20 protein-coding genes and 1 pseudogene are annotated in these 24,271 nt (G+C 56.5%); 5 read left to right on the forward strand and 16 right to left on the reverse strand.

What is annotated here, in order from left to right:
- Window positions 1–42: 42 nt before the first annotated feature.
- The 7 genes and pseudogenes from A8B84_RS21975 to A8B84_RS04635 all read right to left on the reverse strand — a co-directional run.
- A pseudogene (locus A8B84_RS21975) lies at window positions 43–411 on the reverse strand (patatin-like phospholipase family protein); the annotation flags it as partial.
- 5 nt (window positions 412–416) lie between these two features.
- Complete coding sequence (locus A8B84_RS04610) at window positions 417–1,331, reverse strand: DUF4892 domain-containing protein (protein WP_082905075.1); 915 nt, start codon at window positions 1,329–1,331, stop codon at window positions 417–419.
- On the reverse strand, window positions 1,324–2,274 hold the full coding sequence (locus tag A8B84_RS04615) for an alpha/beta fold hydrolase (RefSeq protein WP_064226938.1): 951 nt from the start codon (window positions 2,272–2,274) through the stop codon (window positions 1,324–1,326). Before A8B84_RS04615 ends, A8B84_RS04610 begins: the two co-directional genes overlap by 8 nt.
- Before the next feature lie 13 nt (window positions 2,275–2,287).
- Window positions 2,288–2,638, reverse strand: a complete 351-nt coding sequence (locus tag A8B84_RS04620) for a PilZ domain-containing protein (protein WP_008171779.1) — start codon at window positions 2,636–2,638, stop codon at window positions 2,288–2,290.
- A gap of 117 nt (window positions 2,639–2,755) precedes the next feature.
- On the reverse strand, window positions 2,756–3,787 hold the full coding sequence (gene holB / locus A8B84_RS04625; RefSeq protein ID WP_064226939.1) for a DNA polymerase III subunit delta': 1,032 nt from the start codon (window positions 3,785–3,787) through the stop codon (window positions 2,756–2,758).
- Entirely contained in the window at window positions 3,780–5,855 is a 2,076-nt protein-coding gene (locus A8B84_RS04630) for a DUF3488 and DUF4129 domain-containing transglutaminase family protein (protein WP_138103005.1), read from the reverse strand. The genes holB and A8B84_RS04630 overlap by 8 nt, the downstream gene beginning before the upstream one ends.
- On the reverse strand, window positions 5,852–6,886 hold the full coding sequence (locus A8B84_RS04635; RefSeq protein ID WP_064226940.1) for a DUF58 domain-containing protein: 1,035 nt from the start codon (window positions 6,884–6,886) through the stop codon (window positions 5,852–5,854). Before A8B84_RS04635 ends, A8B84_RS04630 begins: the two co-directional genes overlap by 4 nt.
- Window positions 6,887–7,073: 187 nt before the next feature.
- Between A8B84_RS04635 and A8B84_RS04640 the strand changes: the two genes are divergently transcribed.
- A complete protein-coding gene (locus A8B84_RS04640) occupies window positions 7,074–7,691 on the forward strand; it encodes a hypothetical protein (protein ID WP_064226941.1) in 618 nt (205 codons plus the stop codon).
- Between the two features lie 135 nt (window positions 7,692–7,826).
- Here the strand turns inward: A8B84_RS04640 and A8B84_RS04645 are convergent, their stop codons facing one another.
- Window positions 7,827–8,663, reverse strand: coding sequence for a DUF6160 family protein (locus tag A8B84_RS04645; protein WP_064226942.1), 837 nt, complete (start codon window positions 8,661–8,663; stop codon window positions 7,827–7,829).
- 160 nt (window positions 8,664–8,823) lie between these two features.
- Complete coding sequence (locus A8B84_RS04650; protein WP_227512617.1) at window positions 8,824–9,378, reverse strand: hypothetical protein; 555 nt, start codon at window positions 9,376–9,378, stop codon at window positions 8,824–8,826.
- Between the two features lie 240 nt (window positions 9,379–9,618).
- On the opposite strand from A8B84_RS04650, the gene pabB reads away from it, so the two are divergent.
- Complete coding sequence (gene pabB / locus A8B84_RS04655) at window positions 9,619–10,959, forward strand: aminodeoxychorismate synthase component I (RefSeq protein WP_064226981.1); 1,341 nt, start codon at window positions 9,619–9,621, stop codon at window positions 10,957–10,959.
- Between the two features lie 50 nt (window positions 10,960–11,009).
- On the opposite strand, the gene thrH is transcribed toward pabB, so the two are convergent.
- Entirely contained in the window at window positions 11,010–11,624 is a 615-nt protein-coding gene (gene thrH, locus A8B84_RS04660; protein ID WP_064226943.1) for a bifunctional phosphoserine phosphatase/homoserine phosphotransferase ThrH, read from the reverse strand.
- Window positions 11,625–11,838: 214 nt separating this feature from the next.
- On the opposite strand from thrH, the gene A8B84_RS04665 reads away from it, so the two are divergent.
- Complete coding sequence (locus A8B84_RS04665; protein WP_264753888.1) at window positions 11,839–12,579, forward strand: phosphoadenylyl-sulfate reductase; 741 nt, start codon at window positions 11,839–11,841, stop codon at window positions 12,577–12,579.
- 27 nt (window positions 12,580–12,606) lie between these two features.
- On the opposite strand, the gene cysB is transcribed toward A8B84_RS04665, so the two are convergent.
- Window positions 12,607–13,584, reverse strand: a complete 978-nt coding sequence (cysB, locus tag A8B84_RS04670) for an HTH-type transcriptional regulator CysB (RefSeq protein ID WP_064226945.1) — start codon at window positions 13,582–13,584, stop codon at window positions 12,607–12,609.
- 247 nt (window positions 13,585–13,831) lie between these two features.
- On the opposite strand from cysB, the gene A8B84_RS04675 reads away from it, so the two are divergent.
- The gene (locus tag A8B84_RS04675) at window positions 13,832–16,564 is read left to right on the forward strand and encodes a LuxR C-terminal-related transcriptional regulator (RefSeq protein WP_064226982.1); all 2,733 of its coding nucleotides are present in this window, start codon (window positions 13,832–13,834) and stop codon (window positions 16,562–16,564) included.
- Window positions 16,565–16,833: 269 nt separating this feature from the next.
- Here A8B84_RS04675 and dinG read toward each other — a convergent pair whose 3' ends face one another.
- From dinG to A8B84_RS04700, 5 genes are read right to left on the reverse strand one after another with little or no spacing between them, the layout of a single operon-like run.
- Window positions 16,834–19,038, reverse strand: a complete 2,205-nt coding sequence (gene dinG, locus A8B84_RS04680) for an ATP-dependent DNA helicase DinG (protein WP_064226946.1) — start codon at window positions 19,036–19,038, stop codon at window positions 16,834–16,836.
- The gene (locus A8B84_RS04685) at window positions 19,038–19,763 is read right to left on the reverse strand and encodes a general secretion pathway protein GspB (RefSeq protein ID WP_064226947.1); all 726 of its coding nucleotides are present in this window, start codon (window positions 19,761–19,763) and stop codon (window positions 19,038–19,040) included. The genes dinG and A8B84_RS04685 overlap by 1 nt, the downstream gene beginning before the upstream one ends.
- Window positions 19,764–19,765: 2 nt before the next feature.
- Complete coding sequence (locus tag A8B84_RS04690; RefSeq protein ID WP_064226948.1) at window positions 19,766–21,460, reverse strand: AAA family ATPase; 1,695 nt, start codon at window positions 21,458–21,460, stop codon at window positions 19,766–19,768.
- 1 nt (window position 21,461) lies between these two features.
- Window positions 21,462–22,949, reverse strand: a complete 1,488-nt coding sequence (locus A8B84_RS04695; protein ID WP_064226949.1) for a DUF3336 domain-containing protein — start codon at window positions 22,947–22,949, stop codon at window positions 21,462–21,464.
- Between the two features lie 29 nt (window positions 22,950–22,978).
- Window positions 22,979–23,767 (reverse strand): VacJ family lipoprotein, encoded by a 789-nt coding sequence (locus A8B84_RS04700; RefSeq protein WP_064226950.1) that lies wholly within the window; start codon window positions 23,765–23,767, stop codon window positions 22,979–22,981.
- A 90-nt stretch (window positions 23,768–23,857) separates the two neighbouring features.
- On the opposite strand from A8B84_RS04700, the gene A8B84_RS04705 reads away from it, so the two are divergent.
- Window positions 23,858–24,265, forward strand: coding sequence for an acyl-CoA thioesterase (locus A8B84_RS04705; RefSeq protein ID WP_064226951.1), 408 nt, complete (start codon window positions 23,858–23,860; stop codon window positions 24,263–24,265).
- The last annotated feature ends 6 nt before the right edge of the window (window positions 24,266–24,271 follow it).

Consider the following 24,271-nt stretch of genomic DNA (forward strand, 5'->3'; position numbering starts at 1 on the left):
GAACTCTAATTACGCATGCACCGATTTTAGGGGATGGTTACACAGCAGTTTCAGGACATCAAACTGGCCCAGGCCCGTGACCCAGTCCTTGTAGTCCTGCATCTTGCCGGCGCCGAACATGCCGCCAATCAGTGCTCCCATGGAGCAACCTGAGATGGCAACGATGTCGTAGCCCCTCTCGACCAGAACCTCAATTGCGCCAATATGGGCATATCCCCTTGCCCCACCACTCCCAAGAGTCAGGGCAACGGTTTTTCCCGGCTTTTCAGAAGCACTGCCTTTTGCAGGGTTGGCCGGCGCGTGGGTCGCCGAAACGTCAGAGCTTTGCAGCACCTTGGACACATCATCCCCGGCTTGACCCACCGGGGATTTGTCCTTGCGATCCTGGTCGTCGTCCTTTGATGAGCCCATGATCTCTACCTCGAAATGACTACCACTTCTACCCGGTCACCCTGTCGATCCGGACCACTAAAAACTACCGCAGGACCCACGATGATCATCTCTTGCTGACTTTTGGGTACTCCGGTTTTTGATAACACTTCAGACAGGGACTCGGTGGCCTGGCGCGCGCGGTCCATGGCCTCGGAGAAAGTTTCGTTTTCCTCCAACACAGAATAGCCCACCAGAGCGACGACCGCGCCTTCCTCCCGTGCGAGATCCGTTACCAGCCTGCGATCAGTCGCTTGCCAATTGAAACGATAGGTGACGCCACCCTGCCAAGGCACGATAATCGGGCCCTCAACGCGCCTGCTCACACTGCCAAAGCCCGGGACAGTCGCACCGGCCTCAACCCGAAGGTGCTCCACCCAGACGTATTCCCGAAGATTACCCCGTGTAACCGTGTAGATCAGAGTCAACCAACGGCTACCGTCCTCTGCGACGGTGCCAGCCACCAGATAATCCTGCGTGGCATCCCGCCCCAACAACACAGCCTGGCCAAACACCTGGTTGGCCCAAACGTTGCTCCGCCCGCAACGGATACCTTCGCAGTCAAAAAGAATCTGTGCATTTCTTTGTCGCAGAATCCGCAGGTAATGATCCCGAGCCTGTTCCCGACTGGAATCCCGCGCAATCTGGTACAGCCTTCCTTCACCGGAAACCGGCAGTCTGGCCATGGTTTCGGAGCGGATTTCGTTATTAACCTCACGAAGCGGACTGAACAATATCAAATGGCCCGACGATTCGATCCTCACGGTATTCTCGAGCGTCGATTGCGGGAACGGCGCCGGCACATCTTCCGGGGCGGACATACCGATGGAAGGCAGAACCAGCGAACAGACGGCTACGATAGCAAAACGGCTAAACAGTGATTTCAGCAAGCGATTACTCATTATCCAGAAATTGTCTGATGGCTGTTACAACCGGGCCGGTATCACCATCAAGGTGGCAGTGGTGACCCCCGGGTGCTTTCGCAATCTGGAGGTGCGCAATTGCTTCCGCACGTTTATCCAGATCTTTTCTGTACGACAGAAGACCCTGATCGGCTCTGACAAAAAGCACCCGGGTTTCTATCGCTGCCAGCGAGGCCAGCACCTGCTCTTCGGTCATCATCAGTGGCGAGGGGTGCCGCAGCCGGGGATCGGTCTGCCAGACGTAGCCGTCTCCCTGGGGCTTCATATTACGTGGAATAAGCGTCAGCGCAGCTTCAGGGCTGAGCGGACTCAGTCCGCCCTCCCGGGCTTTGGCTGCAGTGGCGATATCCGGGTAGACAACCTGCTTTCCGGATCCGGCAATGCGTTTCTTGATCGCCTTTCGGAGCTGGGGAATGGTCTCTTTAACCGGACGACTGAGAGCGCCCAGGCTGTCGATCATCACCAGATTCCGAATCCGTTCAGGGAAAGCAGCCGCGTAGAGAGCGCCGACGATACCACCAAGAGAGTGACCAACAAGGTTGATCCTGCCATCCGGTGTTTCCTGGAAATAGCGCTCAACCAGTTCCGCCAGATCCGCCACATAGTCCATCAGCAGGTAACTCTGGCCTTCCGGGCGGTGTCCGGAATGGCCATGTCCGGCGAAGTCCAGGGCGTAAACAGGCCCGAGAGCTGTCAGTTCCGGTGCCAGCTTGACAAAGGTGAGACTGTTGTCGAGCCAGCCGTGCAGCATGATGATCGGAGTATTGTCGTGGGCTTCAGGTGTCGAAGGCCAACTGAGGCCGGCCAGGGTGATGTGCCGGAGCTTCCATTCGGACTCCCGGAATGCCGGGGCGGTTTCCCGGATGCCGCTGCCCTCCGGTTGGCTGCCGGAAGCCTCCGTGGGAATCGCCATATCGTTCATCCAGTTCCCGCCTTTACATTGTGTGGGTTGGGCGATCGGAACTCAGCGAGCCTGCCAGATAGGATTCAATCTTGGTGCGGGCGGTTTCGTCGTCACCATTAAACTGGACACCGATTCCCGCTGCGCGGTTGCCCTGGGCACCCTTGGGAGTTATCCATATCACCTTACCGGCAACCGGTATCTTCTCCGGTTCGTCCATCAGGTTAAGAAGCAGGAAAACCTCGTCGCCCAGTTGGTACTGTTTCTGCGTCGGGATGAACAGGCCACCCTGGCGGATATAAGGCATGTATGCAGCGTAGAGCACTGCTTTGTCCTTGATTGTCAGGGTGAGTATGCCACTGCGCGCACCAAATCCTGGCCCCATAACTGACACCTTTCTTGTAGATCGTTTTGAACGTTTTTCGGGATACAAAAATCCCTTTCATTCCGGAATCATAGCAGCTGTTGGCACCAAAGGCGCAATCCCGCGGGCAACGGCCACCTATGCCGCCGGACGTTTGACTGGCATCAGCTTTTGCCAGGCGATAAGAAGCCGACTCGCCTCCAGCTCCGGACTGGCGTTATAAACACCCGCAGCCCTTGAATCCTTTACCATATCGAGCAGTTCATGGGCTCGCCAGGCAGGTGTGGTTCTGGCCAGGAAACCGAGCATATCCGCGGCTTCGGTGTCCTGGGCAATGCCGCCCGCTATCAGGCGGGCCAGATCTGCAGCCCAGGTTTCAAATAACCAAAGGGTGTCTTCCAGGCCTATCGCCTTGAACGCCTTGGCGGCGTCACCCACCGGAATTCTGGATTTCATGAATTCCTTGAAGCGCTCCAGCGCCGTATCACGCAGACCGATAAAGTCGCCGGTTGCGTAGTCGAGAGCCAGCCTCGGCGCGTTCCCTGCCAACATCAAGGCTTTGGCCAGAACATCTGCAGACGGTTGCGCGTCTTCGGGAAGATCCCGAACACGTTTCGCGAGCCACTGATTGGCCTCGTTGTTGGCGGGCACCGGAACAGTCAATGTCTGGCAGCGAGACCGAATGGTAGGCAGGACCGGACGCCCGCTTTCCTGTAACAGGATCAGGGTTACATCCGGCAACGGCTCTTCCAGGGTTTTGAGCAGCGCATTCGCCGCATTGATATTCAATTGATCCGCACGATCAATGATTGCCACCTTGTGGTGTGCCACCTGTGGAGACGCAACCGCAAACGACGACAGCGCCCTCACCTGATCAACCTTCACCATGCGGGATTTTTCTGGCGCATAAACCCGGATATCGGGGTGACTGGCAGCGGCCAGGAGTTCACACTGCTTACAATGGCCACAGGCAATTGGCTGTCCAGACTCCCTGTGCAGAGTCTTTTCACACAACAACAATCCGCCGACAGCTTCTGCCCAGGCCCGCTTACCCACACCGCGCTCACCCGCAAGGATAAGGGCGTGGGGTAGGCGGTCTTCTGCTACCCGGCTCTGGACCGTTTGCCAGGCGCGGCGCAGCCAGGGCATGTCTTGGGCAATGTCAGTCACTGGGTTTTCCTGTGCGAGTTCTGGATCTGCGGAGTTGGCGCTTCATGGTAGCAAGCAAGCGGCGCATGCGCTTCAGCTGTTCACCGCCTTCGTCGTCTTTACCCGCGCTATAGTAATGGCTGTTCACCATACGGGCAAAAAGCCTGGCCGAATCTGCCGCTGCCGGCTCGGCTTTTGCCAGTCTTGATGCAAGAACCGACGGCGTTTCACCGTGACGGACAGGCACGCCCGCACTGGCACATAGCCGATGCCAGGTATCCACCACCCTCCGAAACGCGTCACGCCGTTCGCCGCGGCGCATCTGCAATGCAGAGATCAGTCCGGCAATCAGCAAGCCCGCGCCAACGATACCCGCCGTCATATACCCCAGTTCGCGCATGCCGAAACCACCCGGTAGCCTGGACATGAGATCCATCTGGCTCTGGCCCTGGTAACCGACGACCCAGCGCTGCCACTGGTAGTTAATGCGATCCAGCTGAAGGCTCGCCCATTGCACCAGAGCAACATCTGCATAACGCTGGGGCGAGGCCCAGTTGTTTTCCAGAAAGGATCCTTCCTCGGCAACGGCGTCTCTGAGACCGGATTCAATCCGGTCGGGTGCGATGGCTGCAGTGGGATCGATCCTCACCCAACCTCGCCCATCCAAATAGGCTTCAACCCACGCATGGGCGTCGTACTGGCGTACGATCAGGTAGTTACCTCCAGCGCCGCTTTCTCCACCCTGGTAGCCAACGACAACCCGCGAGGGAATACCGGCAGCGCGCAACACGAAGGTGGTTGCGCCAGCGTAGTGGGCGCAGAAACCGCGTTTTTCGTCAAACAACAAGGAATCAATGCCGTCATCGGGCATGGCAGGTGGCCTGAGTGTGTAGAAATATTCCTGCTCGCGGAATCGCTCTAACAGACTCCGAATTATCTGTTCGTCACCCATGGCGCGGCGAAGCTCCCGAGCCAATTCCCGGGCTCTGCGGTTGCCTTCCCCGGGCAACTGGAGGTACCGCCGCAATTCGGCGGAGCTTTGTGCTTCAGTTGCTGAGACCTCTTCCTCCAGCGCTAGCCGGTACCGGACGGGGCTGTCAGCCGGTCGGCGGAACCGGAAAAGATCCGCACTGTCCTCAAAGACGTTGTCCGAGATCGCACGTGAATTTTCCAGGGCAAACGCCCAGCGCTGATCGGTCGGCTCCAGAAGGACGTCATACTGGTTCGCCTCAAGCTCTCCTATGCCCCCGTCAACCGCGACCCGGCCCAGCGGGCGAAAACCCTCTCGCTGGCCCTGGCGCCAGGTCTCGCCATCCAGGTAGTCGAGAATAAGGCCTCGCCAGTACCGGTCGCGATAGGCAGGCATTTCGCCTCCGAACGTTACCCGGAAAGCCCGCTCGCTGCTCTGGGCAAGATTGGAAATATCGCCGGGTCGCATGGTGTCGCTGATGCCCGTGCGAGCCTCACCTGAAACCAGCGGTACGCTCCAGAGAGGCGACATCCGTGGGAAAAACACGAATAAGAGAACAACAATCGGTAATGTCTTGAGGAACATCCCACCCAGCCTGCGCCAGCCCGAGGTCATACCCCCCGGCAGCTCAGGCGCATTCAGCACCTGTAACCCAACCAGGAGCAGAGCTATCCCGGTAAAGTTCACCAGTGCCCAGAGAATCTCCTGATGGAACAGGAAATTCACGGTGGCCAGATAGACCAGGATAAAAAACAGGACATAGAAGTCCCGGACTGACCGGGTCTCCAGCCATTTCAGCCCCACCGCCAACACAAAGAACGAGGCGGCCGTGTCCACCGTAAACCGCCCCTGAACCGTTGCGACATAAACACCAATCAGGACCAGCATTATCCCGGTGCGTAACAAGCGGCCGGGAAGCCTTACCCGCCCGTATTGCGACAGCCATCGCCATGCGGCCAACACTGCACAGGCGGCGATCAGCCACAGGGGCAGACGGTCCCACTGGGGCGACAGCAAAAGGGCAAAACTGGCAATCAGCCAGAGCAAGGCCCTGGAGGGCAGATTGGTCGTTGTCCCTTCGTGCGACTCATTGCCTCTCAGGCGGTCCAGAAAACTCAAGCCTGCCCCTCCGCAACCCACTGGGATGTTGTCTCTCTTTGTTTCTTTCTCGTTCCATGGGGCTCAGCCATCGCATCCCGCGGCCGCTCCTCACCCCAGGTTGCCAATACCCGGAGGCACCGGGCCGCATGGGCCGGACCGGAATCAGGCTCGATTATCTGTCCGGGAAGATTCAATCCAAAACGCACACCACTCCGGCCACGTTCGTTCACCAGATACGCCAGGTAACTCAGCCGCAATTCATGATCCGCTCCCGGATAGGCATTAAAATCCAGCCAATAGGGACTACCCTGCTCACCCTCCCAGTCAGCAACCACCATCTGCCCGGTTCGGGCAAACCGCTTCCAAAGCACCCTCTGGCTCAGATCGCCTTCCCGCCAGGGCCGGATATCGGCATGATCGTTACCTTCAACAGACCGTGCTTCTGCAGACTCCTCACCATCCTCGACAGTGCTGAAAGCCTCCGGCGCAGGAACAGGCCTTGGAAACACAACACCGGCTGACACTGGCCGAAGCCAGGACCAGGCCTTCAAAAGACCGAACGGAAAACGAGTCTCAATACGAACCCGGTCGGGGCGCAAATAACCCCGATGAGCAGAATGAACCGGCAAAGTGACATCCTCGGACCGCCCTGAATGAACGTGCACCGGCGCGAGACCGGATTCCTCGCAAGAGAGCAGGATGGCGATTCCGTCATCACGTCCCGCCTTCAGACGAAATCGGAAAGGAATATCATCGCCGGCGAAGCCCTCCCCCGGTTGAACCAGTGCAAGCTCAAGGCCAGACAGGTTTCGGTGGGTTTGGTGCATGGCTCCAACAAATACGGCGCCCAGCAAAAACGTGCTCAGATAGATAAGACTGTTCTGATAGTTGATGCCGGTTAGTAGCATAATCACCAGCAACAGCCCGAATACCACGCCGGCACCAGTCGGCAGAATAAAGATATTTTTCTGATTGAACGTCTGTAGATCGGACCGCGGAATCCGTCGGTTAATCCAGCGACTGAATCGGTTTCTGAACGGATTTTTCATAGTGTCACTGAGGCCCTGCGATGCCCAAAAAGTTCATGGTATTCGATCATGATTTTGCTTTGATTAGTAACAGTACCGAAAAATCAAAGATTCTGATCACAATCCCGGATCTTCCAGCTTGAATTCCTGTCCTACAAACCGAATACTCGACTCAGGGAGCGTATTTTTTAACCAAAAGGGCCAGATTATGAAACGCCGACACCTGCTCACCACCGCCATCAGCGGTCTGGTTGTTGCTTTACCTGCCTTTGGTGGCGTTCAGACCATGACCTCGGACGAAATGGTGGAAACCTATGTGAAGGATTCCGCCGTTATTGTTGTGCCCAAAGAGCGGAAGAAATCCGACGCAGACCGGCAACGCATCCTGCGCTCCCTGACCATTTCCCCCGGCGAACCGGTGCTGACTGAAGCGGAAGAGGAAGCCTACCGGGACGCCCTGCAACGATACGTTGATGAAGGCAAGACCGATGCCCTGGAAAACGCAGAAGAGGAATTCCTCCGCCGCGCCCTGCTGCTGCCCCAGGAAGAACTGGCGCGGGCACAGCCGCCAGCAGAGTTTACCCCGACAATTCCTCCAATAATCTTTGGGCAGCAGGCAGAGATTCCGGAAGAGCCTTTTACACAGACGTTTCTTAACGATCAACTGGGGATTGGCTTTGATGGCCAGAATCTGAACTTCAGTATTGGTAACCCGCCGGGGATTGACCAGATCCAGGTTCCACAGGCTATCAATGAAGGGCCGATTACGTTGACGCCGCGGCCTGGTGGTGGGTTTGATCTTTCTATTGCGGTGCCGGATCAGTAACGCAGAATTCGTTTATTCAATTTGAAAACGGCAGCCAGGATTGGCTGCCGTTTTTTTATTGGCCTGAGTTTTCCTATGACCAATAAAAACGCCCCGCAGAGCGGGGCGTCTCACCAACTTTGGTGTTAGGTCAGATTAGTGACCATATACCTTCATGTTGGTGTTGGTTACCGCAAGGTTGTCCATCTGGAATGAACCGATGGATGCACCACCGATTTCAACAGCACCTACGATAATGTCTGCCTGGAAGTCGGGAATAGCGATTTCCAGCGCATCACCACCAGTCGCAGCGGAGGTACCTTTACCCACAGTGATAGTGGCGAAGGCGTAGGCGTTGGCAAGAGTCGATGGGTCGGAAGGATCGACACCAGCACCGCCGGTTTCGAGGAAATTTGCACCCATAACGCGCATGTCACGGATATTCACGCCCAGGAAGTCAACATCCATATCCATATCAGTCACGTTGAAACCTACGTTCATGATCAGGTCGTCAGTCGCAGTATCAACGCGAATATTGAGTTGCGCCAGGCCACCTTCAATACCAATGTTGCTGGCGAGCAGAGTGGAGTCGCCACTGCCGTCGGTAGCGTTCAGTGACGCAGAACCAACACCGACAGCGAAGTCAATCGGAGCACCAGAAATGCTGTGAACATCGATGTAGGCATCACCATCAGCCTGTACATCAATGTCGATCAACAGATCGTCCAGCAGACCAGAAACGCCGGTCACGTTCCCGCTTCCATCACGCTCAACTGTTCCGCCACCAATGTAGATGTCGTTAACTGACAGATAACCTTCATCGGTGTAGCGGAATTCGCCGATGCTTACTTCAGTTTCCAGTTCGATGGATACACCAGCCTGACCGGTTACGTTGCCCATGGCACTGTCATCCAGTGCCTTCAGGTCAGCGTGAGCTGCAAACGGAGCTGCAGCAACGGCAGTTGCCAGTGCGAGTTTCTTCAGGCCTTTCATAACGTTCTCCTTACGGAAAAAGATTGTTGTTATTTCCATGCGTGCAGACTATTTGGTTTACTTTTGTATCTGCACGGCTACAGAGTACGTCAGAGGTAACAGAATGTTCCGTGACCACCTTCACAGTAAACAATAATTAGATTGTCCGACACATAGCAGGTCATTCTGCGGCTTCTTCGCCAACCTTGATATTGAAAATCTGTTTTTCCATGTCAACGACAACCTGCTCTCCATAGGTTGCCTTGCCGTCATTGATGGTAAATGGGACGAGCTGCGCCAACGTCGGGCCAAAAATATGTTCCATCTCCACTACCAGGACTTTGTCAGCGTTGGAATTCTTGTTTGGGTTGTCAGCCGTATAGAAAATCGCGGTGGCTCCAATCTTCCCTTTTTTGACTAACGCAATGAGAGAACGCCGGAGAACTTCAAGCGCCATCTCGGGAGGCATTGCTTCGGCCTGCCGGATGCGAATAGCTTTTACGTTATCTCCCGTGTCTGAAACCACCGCAAAGGGCTTCACTCCTCCCGTGAGTACGATACGATCTGAAAGATTTTCAATTCCCCTCTCGTACATTCTTTCAAACTGTGTCTGAATCATTTGTTTAACCTCCTTGTCTGACTGCTCAGAGCCTTGGGCGGCTGCGAAACAAGGAGTAATAGCCAGAATCGTGAACAGTGCCAGAATCTCCTTTACGAAATACATAGGATTTCTCATCAACAATCTCCGTCCTTTTCTCAGATGCGCCACTCTTTGGCTTAACCGGCACATCCTGATTTGTTTTTGTATTAAGAATGGCCGCGAAACTCAGTTAGAATACCGACCGGCGTTCCTAATTGGCGCCCCAACTGGAACAGCCCCTCATTAGAGCAGCGGCTCAGCAAACGCGACAACGCCCGTTTTGTGTACTGTTTATCATTTCTCGAAGAATCCGGAGGGACCTTGAACCCGGCAACCATGCGTAAACTCACCCAGGAGGCCTACCATCGCCTGCTAAGCTATGCTTGCCGGGAAACGGATTTCGCCTATATCGGGAGTGTCGGTAACGGCCCGGCCCGAGGAGTTTTCAGCGGATTTACTGCCAGAGCTTTTGCCACCGAAGTACTCCAACACCCTGTGCCTGCGGATTTCTGCTCCGATCAGCTTGCCCACAGCATGGAAAGCCTTGTCCGTCAGTTCCAGATCGACCAGGAACCAAACCCGAAATGCCTGTCGGGAGGGTGGATTGGTTTCCTGAGCTATGAGCTCGGGTATGTCAGGGAAAGCCGTCTCAAAGCGCTGTGCCCATCTGTGGATACCCCCCTTATGTCTTCAGGTTTCTATCTTTGGACGGCCACTCACAATCGCAAGACAGATCAATATTGGCTCTGGATTCATCCGGAGTGCCCTGGCGAGACACGGAATCTACTGGAGCAGTGGCTGCGCTCGGACGAACCAGCGGCCACCACTGGATGGGCTATGGGTTCCCATTTTCAGCCCAGGCAAACACCGGATGCCTTCAGGGCAAGCGTGGAAAGGATTCGCCAATACATTGAAGCCGGTGATTGCTACCAGGCGAATCTCTCACAGGAATTCTCAGGTCATTTCATGGGGGATCCCTGGCAAGCATTCCAGGAGCTTTCGGATGCCAACCCTACGCCCTACAGCGGTTTCATCCGCGCCGGAGAGGCATCCATCCTGTCGGTCTCCCCCGAGCGTTTTCTTGAGATACACGACCGAACGGTCACCACCAGCCCCATCAAGGGCACCAGGCCGAGGGGCGGCACTCCGGAGAGCGATTCAGCCTATGCCACTGAACTGGAAGGCTCTGAAAAGGACCTGGCCGAAAACCTGATGATCGTCGACTTACTTCGCAACGATCTCAGCCTGAACGCAAAACCGGGCAGCGTGAAAGTCGACAAACTGTTTGCCCTGGAGTCCTACCGCAACGTCCATCATCTGGTCAGCCACATCCGCGCCGAGCTGGCCGAGGGTGTCACGCCCATGAAAGCCCTGTTTGATGCTTTCCCGGGCGGATCAATCACTGGCGCGCCCAAGATCAGGGCGATGGAGATCATCCGCGAGCTTGAACCCCATTGGCGTGGCCCTTACTGCGGCTCGATATTCTATCGCGGACTGGATGGCACGCTGGACAGCAATATCGCGATTCGAACCATGCTCTGTGACGGCCAAGGCACTATTCGCTGCTGGGGTGGTGGCGGTATTGTTGCGGATTCAGACCCCGAAGCTGAGTATCAGGAGACGCTCGCGAAAGTCGGGCCTTTGATGCGGTTTCTGGAAGAGTTGGTTATTGAGTGACGCGAACATGGGGTCAGATGAATTTTTCATCTGACCCCGATTTAACCTGCTCAGGCGCTGTGGATCGCGCTGGCCTTAAGGAACTCCTGCTTGAGATCGTCAAAGTTATGTACCGCTGGGAAATGCGGAAACTCGTCAATCACATTCTGCGGAGCATGGAACAGGATGCCGGCTTCGGCCTGCCCCAGCATGGTGGTGTCGTTGTAGGAATCACCGGCAGCAATCACGCGGTAATTCAGCAACTGGAATGCCCTTACCGACTGGCGCTTGGGATCACGTTGGCGCAGCAGGTAGTTGGTAATCTGGCCGTCGTCTGCGACTTCCAGCTTATGACAAAGCAACGCCGGGTAACCCAGTTTCTTCATCAGGGGCATGGCGAATTCGTAGAAGGTGTCAGACAGAATCACCACCTGAAAACGCTCCCGCAGCCAATCCAGAAATTCCCGGGCGCCGGGCAGCGGGTCCAGTTCCCCGATTACTTCCTGGATCTGGGGCAACCCGTAGCCGTGCTGGTCCAGCAGCTTCAGACGCTGCTTCATCAGCACGTCGTAATCCGGAATATCGCGGGTGGTTGCCTTGAGCTCTTCAATGCCGGTCTTTTCGGCGAACGCGATCCAGATTTCCGGGATCAATACTCCTTCAAGGTCAAGGCATGCCAGTTCCACAACGATCTCCTGCTTCAATTGGTTAAGGGCAACGTCGGTTTGTCCGTGTGCCGCTATTCGGAGCGTATGATAAGAAAAACCGGGCGGGATTGCATCGTAGAAGTGTAAACCCGGGCTCTTAAGCGCGGAATAACCATATAGATTGTCATTCCTTCAGGGTATGAGGCATTTAATGGTAGCCTTTTCGATCAGTTAGATCCTCTTGCACTCTCAGATAAGGCAATGCCGGGCCATGACCGATATTCAGACCCTGCGGGAAGAGCTCGAAGACCAGAGCCCCCGCTCGATTCTCAAAGCCGCCCTCAAACAGTACGACAACATAGCCATCTCCTTCAGTGGCGCGGAGGATGTAGTGCTGATTGAAATGGCACACAAACTGACCGACAACCTGAAGGTTTTTACCCTGGATACAGCCCGTCTTCACCCGGAAACCTACGAGTTTGTGGAGCGGGTGCGCAAGCACTACGGCATCGAGATCGAGGTTCTGTTTCCGGATGCTCAGGAAGTTCAGGACCTGGTGGACAAGAAAGGTCTGTTCAGCTTCTACGAGGATGGACACAGTGAATGCTGCGGCATTCGCAAGGTCAATCCCCTGCGCCGCAAGCTGGCAACCGTGGACGCCTGGATTACCGGGCAGCGCAAGGATCAGAGCCCGGGCACACGCAACGATGTACCGGTTGTTCAGGAGGACACTGCCTTCTCAACCGATGATAAGACACTGATCAAGTTCAATCCGCTGGCAAACTGGACGTCAAAAGAGGTGTGGGATTACATCCGGATGTCCGAGGCGCCCTATAACGAGCTGCACGAGAGAGGCTTCGTAAGTATCGGCTGCCAGCCCTGCACCCGTCCGGTACTGCCCGGGCAGCACGAGCGGGAGGGTCGCTGGTGGTGGGAAGAAGCTACCCAGAAAGAATGTGGCCTTCACGCCGGCAACCTTATCGCCCGGGAATAACCCGGGCACATACTACCCGCTCACCTTCTAGTGAGTGGGTAGCTCAACATCCCTGAACAGTTCCTCGATTTCAGACCGGCTACCCTGATGGGACACGGCTTCGTCCACCTTTTCCTTGGTAAGGTGGGGCGCAAAGCGGTGAATGAAGTCATACATATAGCCCCTCAGGAAAGTCCCCTTCCGGAAGCCGATTCGCGTGACACTGGGACGGAACAGCTTGCGGGCATCAAGCGCGACCAAATCGGTGTCGGTTTTGGGATCGAATGCCATACTGGCAACAATTCCGACGCCAAGACCCAGCCTTACGTAGGTTTTGATGACATCCGCATCCGCTGCGGTGAATACCACCTTGGGTGTGAGCCCCTGGGACTGGAACGCCTCATCAAGCTTGGATCGGCCGGTGAAACCGAACACATAGGTCACCAGTGGGTACTCTGCCAGCTCTGGTAGCGTCAATTCCGGTAATTTGGCCAGAGGATGATCCTTAGGCACGATGACGCTCCGGTTCCATTTGTAACAGGGCATCATGATCAGATCGTTAAACAGCTCCATGCCTTCGGTCGCGATAGCAAAGTCCACCGCTCCGCTGGCCGCCATCTCGGAGATCTGCATGGGCGTACCCTGGTGCATATGCAGGGATACGTCCGGGTATTCTTCAATGAAACCGCTGATAATCGGTGGCAACGCATACCGCGCCTGAGTATGAGTCGTGGCGATACTCAGATCGCCCTTGCGCTGGTTGCTGAATTCCTGGGCGATTTTCTTGATGCCCTCAACCCGCCGCAGGATCTCTCCCGCTTCCCGGATAATGATTTCACCGCCCGGTGTAATGCGGGTGAGATGCTTGCCGCTGCGGGCAAACACTTCCAGCCCCAGTTCGTCCTCCAGCAGCCGGATCTGTTTGGAGATACCCGGCTGGGATGTAAACAGGCTTTGAGCGGTTGCTGACACATTCAGATCGTGATGCGCAACTTCCCAGATATAGCGCAACTGTTGTAGTTTCATTGAATCTGCTGCTCCCTGGAGATCGAAGGACCTTGTTGAAGAATACGCATAAAAATACAGGTTTTCATTCTTTTTTAATATAGGCAACTACTTTCACACAGTTTAGACCAAAATTGCATTTACGCAGCCTCTGATAAAACCCTGGCGCGATTAAAGTGGCTTCATGGCCCTTGACTTGGTGATTACAAAGGACACAATCCTTTATGCCCTGCCAAGGCAATTCAACACTCCAGTTTTCAGGGAATCCATGCTGCTTACCACCAAGTTTCTCAGGCCAACGTCAGACTCGCGCGCGGTCAAGCGTGACCGGTTGAGCGCCCTGCTTGAGCCCCAAAGCCCCAAACGGCTGAATCTGGTGATTGCGCCGGCCGGCTTTGGAAAGACCACACTGGTGGCCCAGTGGTGCTCGCGGGTTTCCTCACCGACGGCCTGGCTTTCCCTGGATGAACACGATGATGAACCCCGGCGATTCTGGCAGTACGTCATCGGCGCCTTCGAACAGGCCGGACTGGCCGGTGCAGCCGAGTTGCGTAAACAGCTCACCCATCAAACCGATGAAACATTCACCGAGACCATTACTGGCCTGATCAATACTCTGGCTCAGGATGGCAGCGCCTGGTCGTTGGTGCTGGACGATTTCCACTTTATCGGAAACCCGGCCATCCACAGGCAGTTTGGCTATTTCATCGATTATTTACCGCCGGAGATCCTGATTACCCTGGCGTCCCGAACGGAGCCACCCTTGCCGTTGGCACGCTGGCGCGTCCGCCGATGGATCCAGGACATCCACCCTGGCCTGTTGGCCTTTTCTGAAGACGAATGCCGGCAGTTTTTCCGCGATACCATGGGGCTTGATATCACTGACGAGGATGTCCATGCCATTGTCCGCAAAACCGAAGGCTGGGTGGCCGCCATGCAGCTATCCGCGCTTTCTTCGACGTTTTCCTGGAAGGACGCAGCCAAATCCGGAAACCAGATCAATCTGGATGAGCGCTATATAAGCGATTATGTCCTCAGCGAAGTGCTGGAACAGCAACCCCGGGATATAGCCGATTTCCTGCTTGAAACCGCCTGCTGCCCCAGGCTCTGTGCGTCTCTTTGTGACTCAATCCGTGAGTCGGACGACAGCCAGGAGATGCTCGAAAAGCTCCTGAGCCAGAACCTGTTCCTGATTCCGCTGGATACCCGGAACGAATGGTTCCGATACCACGACCTGTTCCGGGATGCGCTGTTGCTAAGGATCAGTCACACAGAACCGGAGAAGGCAACGTACCTCTGGCAACGCACTGTGGAATGGTTATTGGCCCACGGTCATGTTCAGGAGGCCATTGCCCAGATTGTCCGTCAGGAGGACTGGTCGTGGCTGGCCCGGGTACTGGCGGAACATGGCAACAATCTGATCCATAGTGGTTATCACCTTCCCGTGCTGGACTGGCTCGATGCCCTGCCAAAGGAACTGGTAACCGATCATCCGCAGCTCCAGATGCTCCGGATCTGGGGACTGTTCTTTGCGAATCGGGTGGACACGCTCGAGCCTCTACTGTCGGCACTTGAGGATCTGCTGGACCGGCAGGTAGCTGATTCCCATCCGGATGCCGAAGGGGCCCTGGGGTTGCAAAGCGAGATCTCGCTGATGCGCTCGTATTTAGCCCGAACCCGGAGTGACGACAAAAGCGCCGCCGACCTCACCCGACAGGTGCTCAGGGAGATAGACCACACCCGTATCCCTTTGAAGTCCGTAACCTATTACGGGCTGGGCCTTGATTACTACGGCAAGGGTGAGCTTACCGAGGCCGAAGACGCGCTCCAGTCTGCCGTTCGTTATGGACAGGTGGAACATAAGCCCAGCACCGTGCTCTCCAGCGGCGGCCTGTTGGCGTGGATTCAGTACAACCGGGGTGATATCGATCTGGCGCTGGAAACCTGCACCGACATCCGGCAATGGGTAGACCGACACTACTCAGACCCCAGCCAACCAAGACTCATCTCCTGCTGGCAGAACAGCACCCTGTGTGAAATCCACCGGGAGCGAAATCATCCCCAGCTCGCCACCACGCACCTCCAGCCTCTGCTGGAGCATGTTGAACGGGGCACGGAGCCGGGGCAGCACGTAATCATTCAATACGTTCGTGGTCACCTTGCCTTCAGCGAGGGCAAACTTGAGGACGCAATTGAGGCCCTGGAAGATGCTTCCCAGACAGGCCGAAAGCGCCGCGAGCAGATTGTTTTCGAGCCGCCTGCCAGCACCGCTCTTCTTGCCCGGTGCTATCTTGCCGCCGGTCACCCGGAAAAGGCACGTGCCAGCCTGGATTCCAGGCCCGACACCGAATTCACGAACCCGCTTCACCTCGAACAAAGCCGGATCAGCGAAGCTCGTGTGCTGGTGGCACTTAACCAGCCAGAGCGTGCCCAGGAAATACTCAGCGCCTTACTGAAACCGGCTGAACGCAATGCCCACAACCGTCACCTGGTGGAGATACTGTTGGTCTACGGCGAGGCCCTTGCACAACAGGAGCGGAAAGACGAATCGGAACAGATGCTGACCCGTGCTGTAACCCTGGCTTCCGAGGCCGGGTTCATGCGGCTGTTTGCCGAAGAGAGTCCGGATCTTCGTACCCTACTGCTGGATCTGCCCGCGCTGAACGCACCTGGCAGCTGGAACGCCAACGTCAGGAAGATGCTTGTTGATCAAAGAGAGTCTGGTCAGATACACCTCAAAAGCAGCATAAGCTCAGGGGCCAGTGTGCCTGAACGTCCGGCAATTGATCCGGAAGCACTACCGGAACCACTCAGCCAAAGAGAGCTGGAAGTGCTGGAGTTGATTCACGAGGGGCATGCCAATAAGGATATTGCCTCAAAAATGAAGGTCGCGCCGGCTACCGTAAAAGCTCATATTCGCAACCTCTACGGCAAACTGGGCGTCGGCCGCAGGACCGAGGCACTGGCTCGGGCCCGGGATCTGGGGCTACTGGAAGGCTGACACCCAAGGGAGCCTAAATGTGATGAGCATCACATTTTGCTTCAACTATCTAAGCCCGCTACGCCCTTTGGACGATCCGTCTACGCCCTCTAATCCCCTACTATTATTCCAACGGTGAGGGAAACCTCACCAGGAATTCTGAAACTTCAGGCCTTCAGATTTCTTGTTCCGCGTTGTTTCGACGCCCGGGTTCGAAAGAACCCATTTGATGAGAGCCAACCCTCCGGGGGCGGCTCTTTTTTTATGGCTGAATGGTTTGTCGATGAGATCTAACGTTCGATAATTCGGCGGAAAGGCGGCAAGGCATCCAGCAGCAGCTGACCATACCGCCGGGCAATGATCCTGCGATCCAGAATGGTCACCCTGCCAGTATCCTGTTCGGTTCTAAGTAGCCGGCCCACCGCCTGGACCAGTTTGATCGAAGCATCCGGAACGGTGATTTCCATAAAGGGATTACCGCCTCGTTGGGTTACCCACTCTGCCAGGCTCGCCTCAATAGGGTCATCGGGCACTGAAAACGGCAGACGGGTGATCACAACGTGGTGCAGGTACTTTCCGGGCAAATCGATGCCCTCGGCAAAGCTGGCAACGCCAAACAGGACACTGGGCCGTCCCTCATCCACCCGGCTGCAATGCTGCCTGAGCACCTCGCCCTTGGCCATATCGTCCTGGGTGATGATCAGCTCCGGGTAATCAGGGGCAAGAGCGTCCCGAACCTGCTGCATCTGGCGCCGGGAAGTGAACAATACCAACGTCGCTTTCTCGCCGGCCCACAGGTCCGGCAGTCGTTTAACAAGCTCATCAGCAAAACCGTCGTCCGTCGGCATGGCGGACATCGCCGGCACCTCGACCGTCGCCATCTCGCCATAGCGGAATGAGCTGGGAACAACCAGGAAGCGGCTGCCCTGGGGTAATCCCGCCCGGGCGTTCAGGCGATCAAACCTGCCCAGGGCGGTCAGGGTGGCACTGGTGAGCACGGCGCCGTAGGCCCGGGACCATAGCCGGGAGTAAAGGAGGTTGTCCGCCAGTACCGGTGAACTGTAAAGCGTAATGTCTTCGGCATGGTCCCAGCGTTGACGCACAGCCCAGCGGGCCGGTGGCGGGCTTTTCTGCACTGGCGGCCTGGATTCCTTCTCTTCACCCGCTTCAGAATCCGTTTCTGACTCGCTGGCGGGTTTTGCATTGCCCTGCTCGCACCAGGCGGTCCAGAGTCTCAACTGGTCCTCGGCCCTTGCGTGGAAAGAGCCAATCACCGGGTACCATGCTTCTGCGGTTTCCCGGTCAATCTCATGTTCCTTGCGCTCGTCGAATGCTCCCTGCAGTTCGTCTGCAAGAACGCCAAGCTGGCGGACCATATTGGCGGTCGCAATGCGGCTCTCGGCTGATAGATCTGCCATGGCTTCCGGCAGTTCACCCTCCGGATAACGCCATTGGGCCGTCCGGCGCTCCTCGTTGAACTCCCACCCGGTATTCTGCTCGGCTTCCTCGTAAACCCGGTTCAGCACGAGATCCACTTCCCTTGAGGCAGAACTGACGCGATCCAGGGACTTGGCGGCCTGGGTGCCGGCTGCCAGATAAGGCTGCATTTTAACAAGCGCCTGGGAAAGCTGTTTCAGCCATTGCCGGGTGGCGTTAAGCGGGAGCGACGCCGCAAAGTGGTTCAGCGCTTTGTCCGGAAGATGATGAGCCTCATCAAAGATATACAGGGCATTCTCCGGCTCCGGCAAAATCGCCCCGCCGCCCAAGGCCAGATCGGCCAGCACCAGGTCGTGGTTGGCTACCACGATATCAGCATCGTCGAGATCTTTACGGGCATCGAAAAACGCGCAGCTGTCAAAGTAGCTGCAATGGCGGTTGGTGCACTGGCGGTGGTCCGTGGTCACCTGTCGCCAGACATCGTCCGGAATCTGCTCCGGCCAATGGTCCCGGTCACCGTCCCATTCCCGTGAACCATAACTTGCCAGCATCTCTTCAAAGAACGCCCGGGTACCAGGTTCTTCGTTTTTGGGGCCATCCAGCAGGAACAGAGGCATGGTGTCACTGTCGGTGTTTCCCTCATCGTGCAAACGTGCTTCCAGTCGGGACATGCACAGGTAGCGGCCACGGCCTTTAGCGAGCGTCCAGTTGAAGTCCATCTTGCTGTGCTTCTTCAGGTCCGGGAGGTCCTTGAGCACGATCTGGTCCTGTAAGGCGACGGTCGCGGTGGATATAACCAGCGTTTTGCCCAGGGCTTTAGCCACCGGAATGGCGGCGATCAGGTAAGCAAGGGTCTTGCCGGTACCTGTACCCGCCTCCACAACACAGGCCGCAGCCGGAGAGGTTCTCTGGCCATCGTTCTCTGTGATATCACCCATGTACTTGGCAATTTCGGCAATCATCAGACGCTGACCATAGCGCGCCCGAATGTCCTTGCCGGCAAGCACATCGCGATAGCCTTGCTGGATGGATTGCTTGATGTCGTCGGTGAGAGCCATCAGCGGGGGCTCACCCAGTCCCGCACCACACCAACCCGGAAGCGGCGACCGTCACGGCTCAGAACCACACCCTCTTCGGTGATGTCGTCCACCCGCAGGCCTTCAAAGGTATCGCCCACCCGAAGGTAGGTGTCGTTGATCATCACCCGGCGCGATGCAGGCGAGGAAGAGTAGATATGGCTGTTAAAGGTCAAGTCGGGAACGCTCTTCTGGAATGAAAGCGGCAACTCTACCAGATGAGGTACTCGGCCCGCCTGCTCCTGTTCCACCATCGGCACCGCGGTTTCGGATATTGCGGATGATGGAACAATAACCGTCGCCCGATCCCTGCTCTCAGCTACCGGAGGTTCCGAGGCGATCGGCGACGGCGTTGCCTGAACAGGATCGGGCTCCGGGATTGCCCCCGTCTCCGCGACGGGATCTTCCGATGTCGGTTCTGCTTCAGTCGCGGTCGGTACCGGCACAGGTTCAGGGACCGTAGCTTTATCCGGGGCTGCTGGAGCCTCTGATTGTGACTCAACAACCCAGGGCAACGGCGTTCCCGGCCAGAACACAAAGGCCAGGACTGCGGCGTTCAGCAACAGTGCCAGCGACACCCAGAGAGCTGGTGACACCCTCTTTTTCTTCGGCCGGTGAATCAACTGCACCTGTTGGCCGAGGTCCGGAACGCGACCCTGCCGCCGCTCGGTTTCGGATTTTCGCAATGCGTCAAGAATGTAAGACATGACTACTCTCGACCTTCCGGCTTCAGGGGCTTCAGGCGAGGGATGGAGGCTTCCAGATCATTATTGATCTGGATGATGGTCATAGCGCCGGCAATGCCATCCACAGTGAGCCCCCGTAATGCCTGATACCAGCGAACCTGCTCTTCCGCGTTCATACGTTTAACGCGGTCGCTCTCTGCACGGGATTTACTGTGCCGGTCTGCCAGATCCATCATTCGGGCGCCAATCCAGAGTTGTTCGCCACCACCATTGCTGTAAAAACCGTCCCCTGTAAGGTATTCCGGCAAGCGCCACAATACCCGATATTCTCCGAACCAGTATCGCTCGATACTGGCAAAGGACACGGTCTGATTGCCAGAGGGCATGGCAACTTCTGCCGTATCGCCATTCAGATGGCGGAGGACGACGAATCCGGTGTTACCTGCCTCATCCTGGAGCTGAAGCATTGCCGGGCGATCAAGAAACTCCAGGCTTCGGCGGCTGCCCTGACGGTTAAGGCAACCCAGCCCATTTTCTCTGGCCCAGTCGCAGGCCACGGGTGCTTCCGCCGGCTGATAGCTCCGCCCCCAGATTCCGAAAAGTACCTGAAACGCCGACACCGAATCCAGAAGTTGATCCGGAACGGCCAGTTCGCCTGGCCCCGACGGCTCTTCTGGCAAATTTCCAGACCCCTCAACCACTCTTTCCTGTTCTCGCTCCTGCTCTTCCAACCGTTCAACCGCGCCTTCAAGAGGTTCTGCCGACGAGTGCCCCGTCGAAGCTGAACTGTCGGGGGACCACCGCTCAAACAGCCAGGCGGTTCCAATGATGGCCACCAGAATCGAAGCGGCAACAACCAGGTACTGTGACCTGTCCGGCGACCGGCCTGATCGTGAAGGCGCAGGACCAATCGAGTGTCCTCGCACTTCCTTTGCCGCGTGGCGGATGTGATCAACCGTAATTTCATGCTCGCCTTCCGCGTAAGCTCCCAACAGGGCCCGGTCACTGATCAGGTTGATAAGGCGGGGAATGCCCTGGCTTTCGCGGTAAAGACGATTCACCGCCCGCTGCGAAAAAATATCGCCTCGCATACCGGCGACGCTGAGCCGGTAGCGAAGGTAGGCGGGCAATTCTTCCCGGCCGATGGCATCCAGATGGTACCGCGCGGTTACGCGCTGGTTCAGTTGGCGCAGCTCCGGAAGCGCCAGCATTTCCTGCAATTCGGGCTGGCCCAGCAAAACAATCTGCAGCAGTTTTTTCTCTGCCGTTTCCAGGTTGGTCAGAAGCCGCAGCTGTTCCAGTACCTCGGCCGACAGATTCTGGGCCTCATCGATCATCAGAACCTTGTGTCGCCCGGCCGCATGGGCCTTGAGCAAGTCCTGGTTAATCAGATCCACCAGTTCCTTGATGGTGGCACTGATCTCGTGGGGTATTTCCAGCTCATCGCAGATGGAGGACAGCAATTCCCGCGCAGAGAGCCTTGGGTTAAGGATCAGCGCGATATCTACGTTATCCGGAACGTTCTCGATGAAGCAGCGGGAAACTGTCGTTTTCCCGGTTCCCACTTCACCGGTGATCACGATGAAGCCGCCCTGCCCCTGAACCCCATACATCAGGTGCGCCAGCGCCTCCTTGTGGCGATCGCTCAGATATAGGTAACGAGGGTCTGGAGCAATGGAAAACGGCGGTTCGCGAAAGCCGAAAAAGTCGTAATACATATCAGGACGTACCGGAATCCGCGTTGCTGATCAGTCTGAGCTCGGCGGTGCGCCGGTTCTGTTGCTTGAGCCGCCGGACACACCGCTCCAGGGTTTTCGAGATACGGGCATGGGAACGGATCATGGAGATCTTCGGCCAGGTGGCCCGTTCGCCGGCCAGAATCATCTGCCGCACGTAGGCAGGATCTGGATTTGCCAGCATCCTGCTGTAATCCTTGAACGAATATGAGGGCGCAATGGTAACGTCTCCCGAATAGCGCTGGGCCATGATAGTGTACAGCTGACCGGACATCTGCCGCAGAAGTTCCGGCCTGAGGCGTTTGCGCAGGTAGTCGAACACCCCCTGGCCATGAAACTGGATTTCGGATTTCAACAAGTGCATGGGCAGGTTGCCAAGGGACAACTTTTCATCCCGCCCCCGCTGGCTCAGGAACGGCACCACGTGGGGATTGGTCTGGCTCACGATGGTGTAATTCACATCGTACAGGTGCATCAACCGTTCAATTGGCAGGTCGCTCACAACCGAGCCATCCACAAACTTCAGGCGCGGCATATAGGGTAGCGTGGTGCCCTGAATGTCCTTTTTCATCAGGGTAACCGGCGGGAAAATACCGGGAACCGCGGCGCTGGCCAACACTGCACTCCAGACCATCAGGTAAGGCGAGGTGTATCCGCACAGCAAGCGAGCCTTCTGGTGGGCCTGAACCGGTGAGACACTCACATTGATCGAACGGCCAGTACGCTGGTAAGCCTCTTCAAAGGTGTATTCACCGATATTGCCACGCAGGCAATTTCGAAGCTCTTCCTGATCCATGAGCCCGTCTCCGCGCACCGCGCTGAGCAGGCCACGCCACTTCCAGGCTTTCAGATTATGGTTCTCCGGCACCAGCATTTCGGGGATTTCTGCGTCGGTGTGTACACCAAGAATACCCGCGATAATGGCGCCAATACTTGAGCCGGCAATGACCTGAGGCAGAAGCCCCTTTTCCCAGAGGGCCTTGATTACCCCGAAGTGGAACACACCAAGGGTCGCACCGCCGCTGAGCAAAAGTGCTGGTCGACCGTAGCTGGTAAGGGTATCGCGGAAAAACTGAAGCTTGTCCGCAACGGGAAAACCGGGCACCGGTTGATCACAGAGATAATCCAGCGCTTCGCAAACCTGGGTGATGTATTCTTCAATCAGGTGTTTGGTGCCAACTCGCGACCGCGTGTAGAGCACCGGGTTGCCCATATTCCCCAGGTCATGGTGCAGTCCTTCCCGGAGGGCCCGTTTCAGACGTTCCACATCATTCTGCTGGCGATACTGCTTAAGATTGCTCAGGCGGTCGTAAATCAGTTCATAGTGATAGAGGTCGGAGGCGAAATCCTCTTTCCACTCGGCGTTACCTTCCAGAAAGTCCAGTTCCAACGCTGCGGCCTTCCAGACTTCGTAGTTCGGCGCCTCGGCCAGCATTTTCCGGAATTTGGCTAATCTTGGATCCTTCAGCACCGCTGACCTCCTATCAATCCCGATGACGCTCAGAAATCATCGAGCATCAGATCCTCATCATCACCGCTGGCAAACGGATCGTTGACCACTTTCCCATCATTGATCAGGAATTCCCGACGCTGCAGGAAGGCGTTTCGGACAAATACGTAGCTGTCGCCGGATATGAAGCTTTCCGCGGGAATCAAATCCGCGCGCTTATCAACTACCTGCACGGCCCGAGCGTAATAAACTTCCGGACTGTCCACAGTATCCCACGCTGATGGCAGCGCAAAGCCGTCAGTTGCAAACCCGGTAAAGTGCCTTGGCGTGGACGGGCCGAGAAACGGCAGCATAAGGTAGGGCCCGGATCCCGCGCCCCAGTATCCCAGGGTCTGGCCAAAGTCCTCGGGCCGCTCCGGGAGATCAAAGGCGGTTGCCACATCAATCAGACCGCCCAGGCCGAAGGTGGTGTTGTAGGTAAAGCGGCCGACAGCCACCACCGCAGACTCCCCTTTCAACTGCAGCACACTGTTGGTGAAGTTCCGGAGCTCAGTCAGGTTATTGAAAAAGTTGGTAATACCACGGTCAACAATCTGCGGGGTAAACGTCCTGTAGGCCTGCGCGACCGGCTTCAGGAACCAGCGGTCGATGGTCTCGTTGAAGGTATATACCTTGCGGTTCCAGTTTTCCCAGGGATCTTTCGGGTCAACCGGAACAGACCCTTCGGGGGCGGGCTGCTGCATATTCTGCGCGAAGGCCTGGCCCACTGGCAGGAATATGGCCAGGGACACCAACATGGTGAGCGTAAACAGCCGGCGCCGGATAAAAATGTGTTTCATCATCTGCTCTTGGGTTGTTTAATTCGTTTCAATTCGTCGAAAATACCGGCGCTACTTTTTTATTATTAAACCGTTGTTCCGGAGAAACCGATGTCAGTACCGGGAAATCTTGTAAGCACGATTACCATGCCGCTCCGCTGGGGAGACATGGATGCATACGGCCATGCCAACAATACAGTCTACTTCCGATTCTTTGAGGAAGCGCGCATTGTCTGGCTGGCCTCACTGGAGCTGGGCGGCCCCGAAGAGCCGACCGGCCCGGTTATTATAAAGACCAGTGCCACCTTTCTAAAGGAATTGAACCACCCGGCAACGGTTGAGGTGAAAACATACGCCGACAAGGCGGGTAACACCAGCCTCGACACCTATCATTTGCTGACAGATGTCGACACCGGCGCTGTTTATGCGGAAGGCTATGCGAAAATCGTGTGGTTCGACCGGGAAACACGTTCCTCGGCCCCGCTGCCAGACACCCTCCGGGCCCTGGCAACGACCTGAACCGGA

Source organism: Marinobacter sp. EhC06 (assembly GCF_001650915.1).
GTDB lineage: Bacteria > Pseudomonadota > Gammaproteobacteria > Pseudomonadales > Oleiphilaceae > Marinobacter.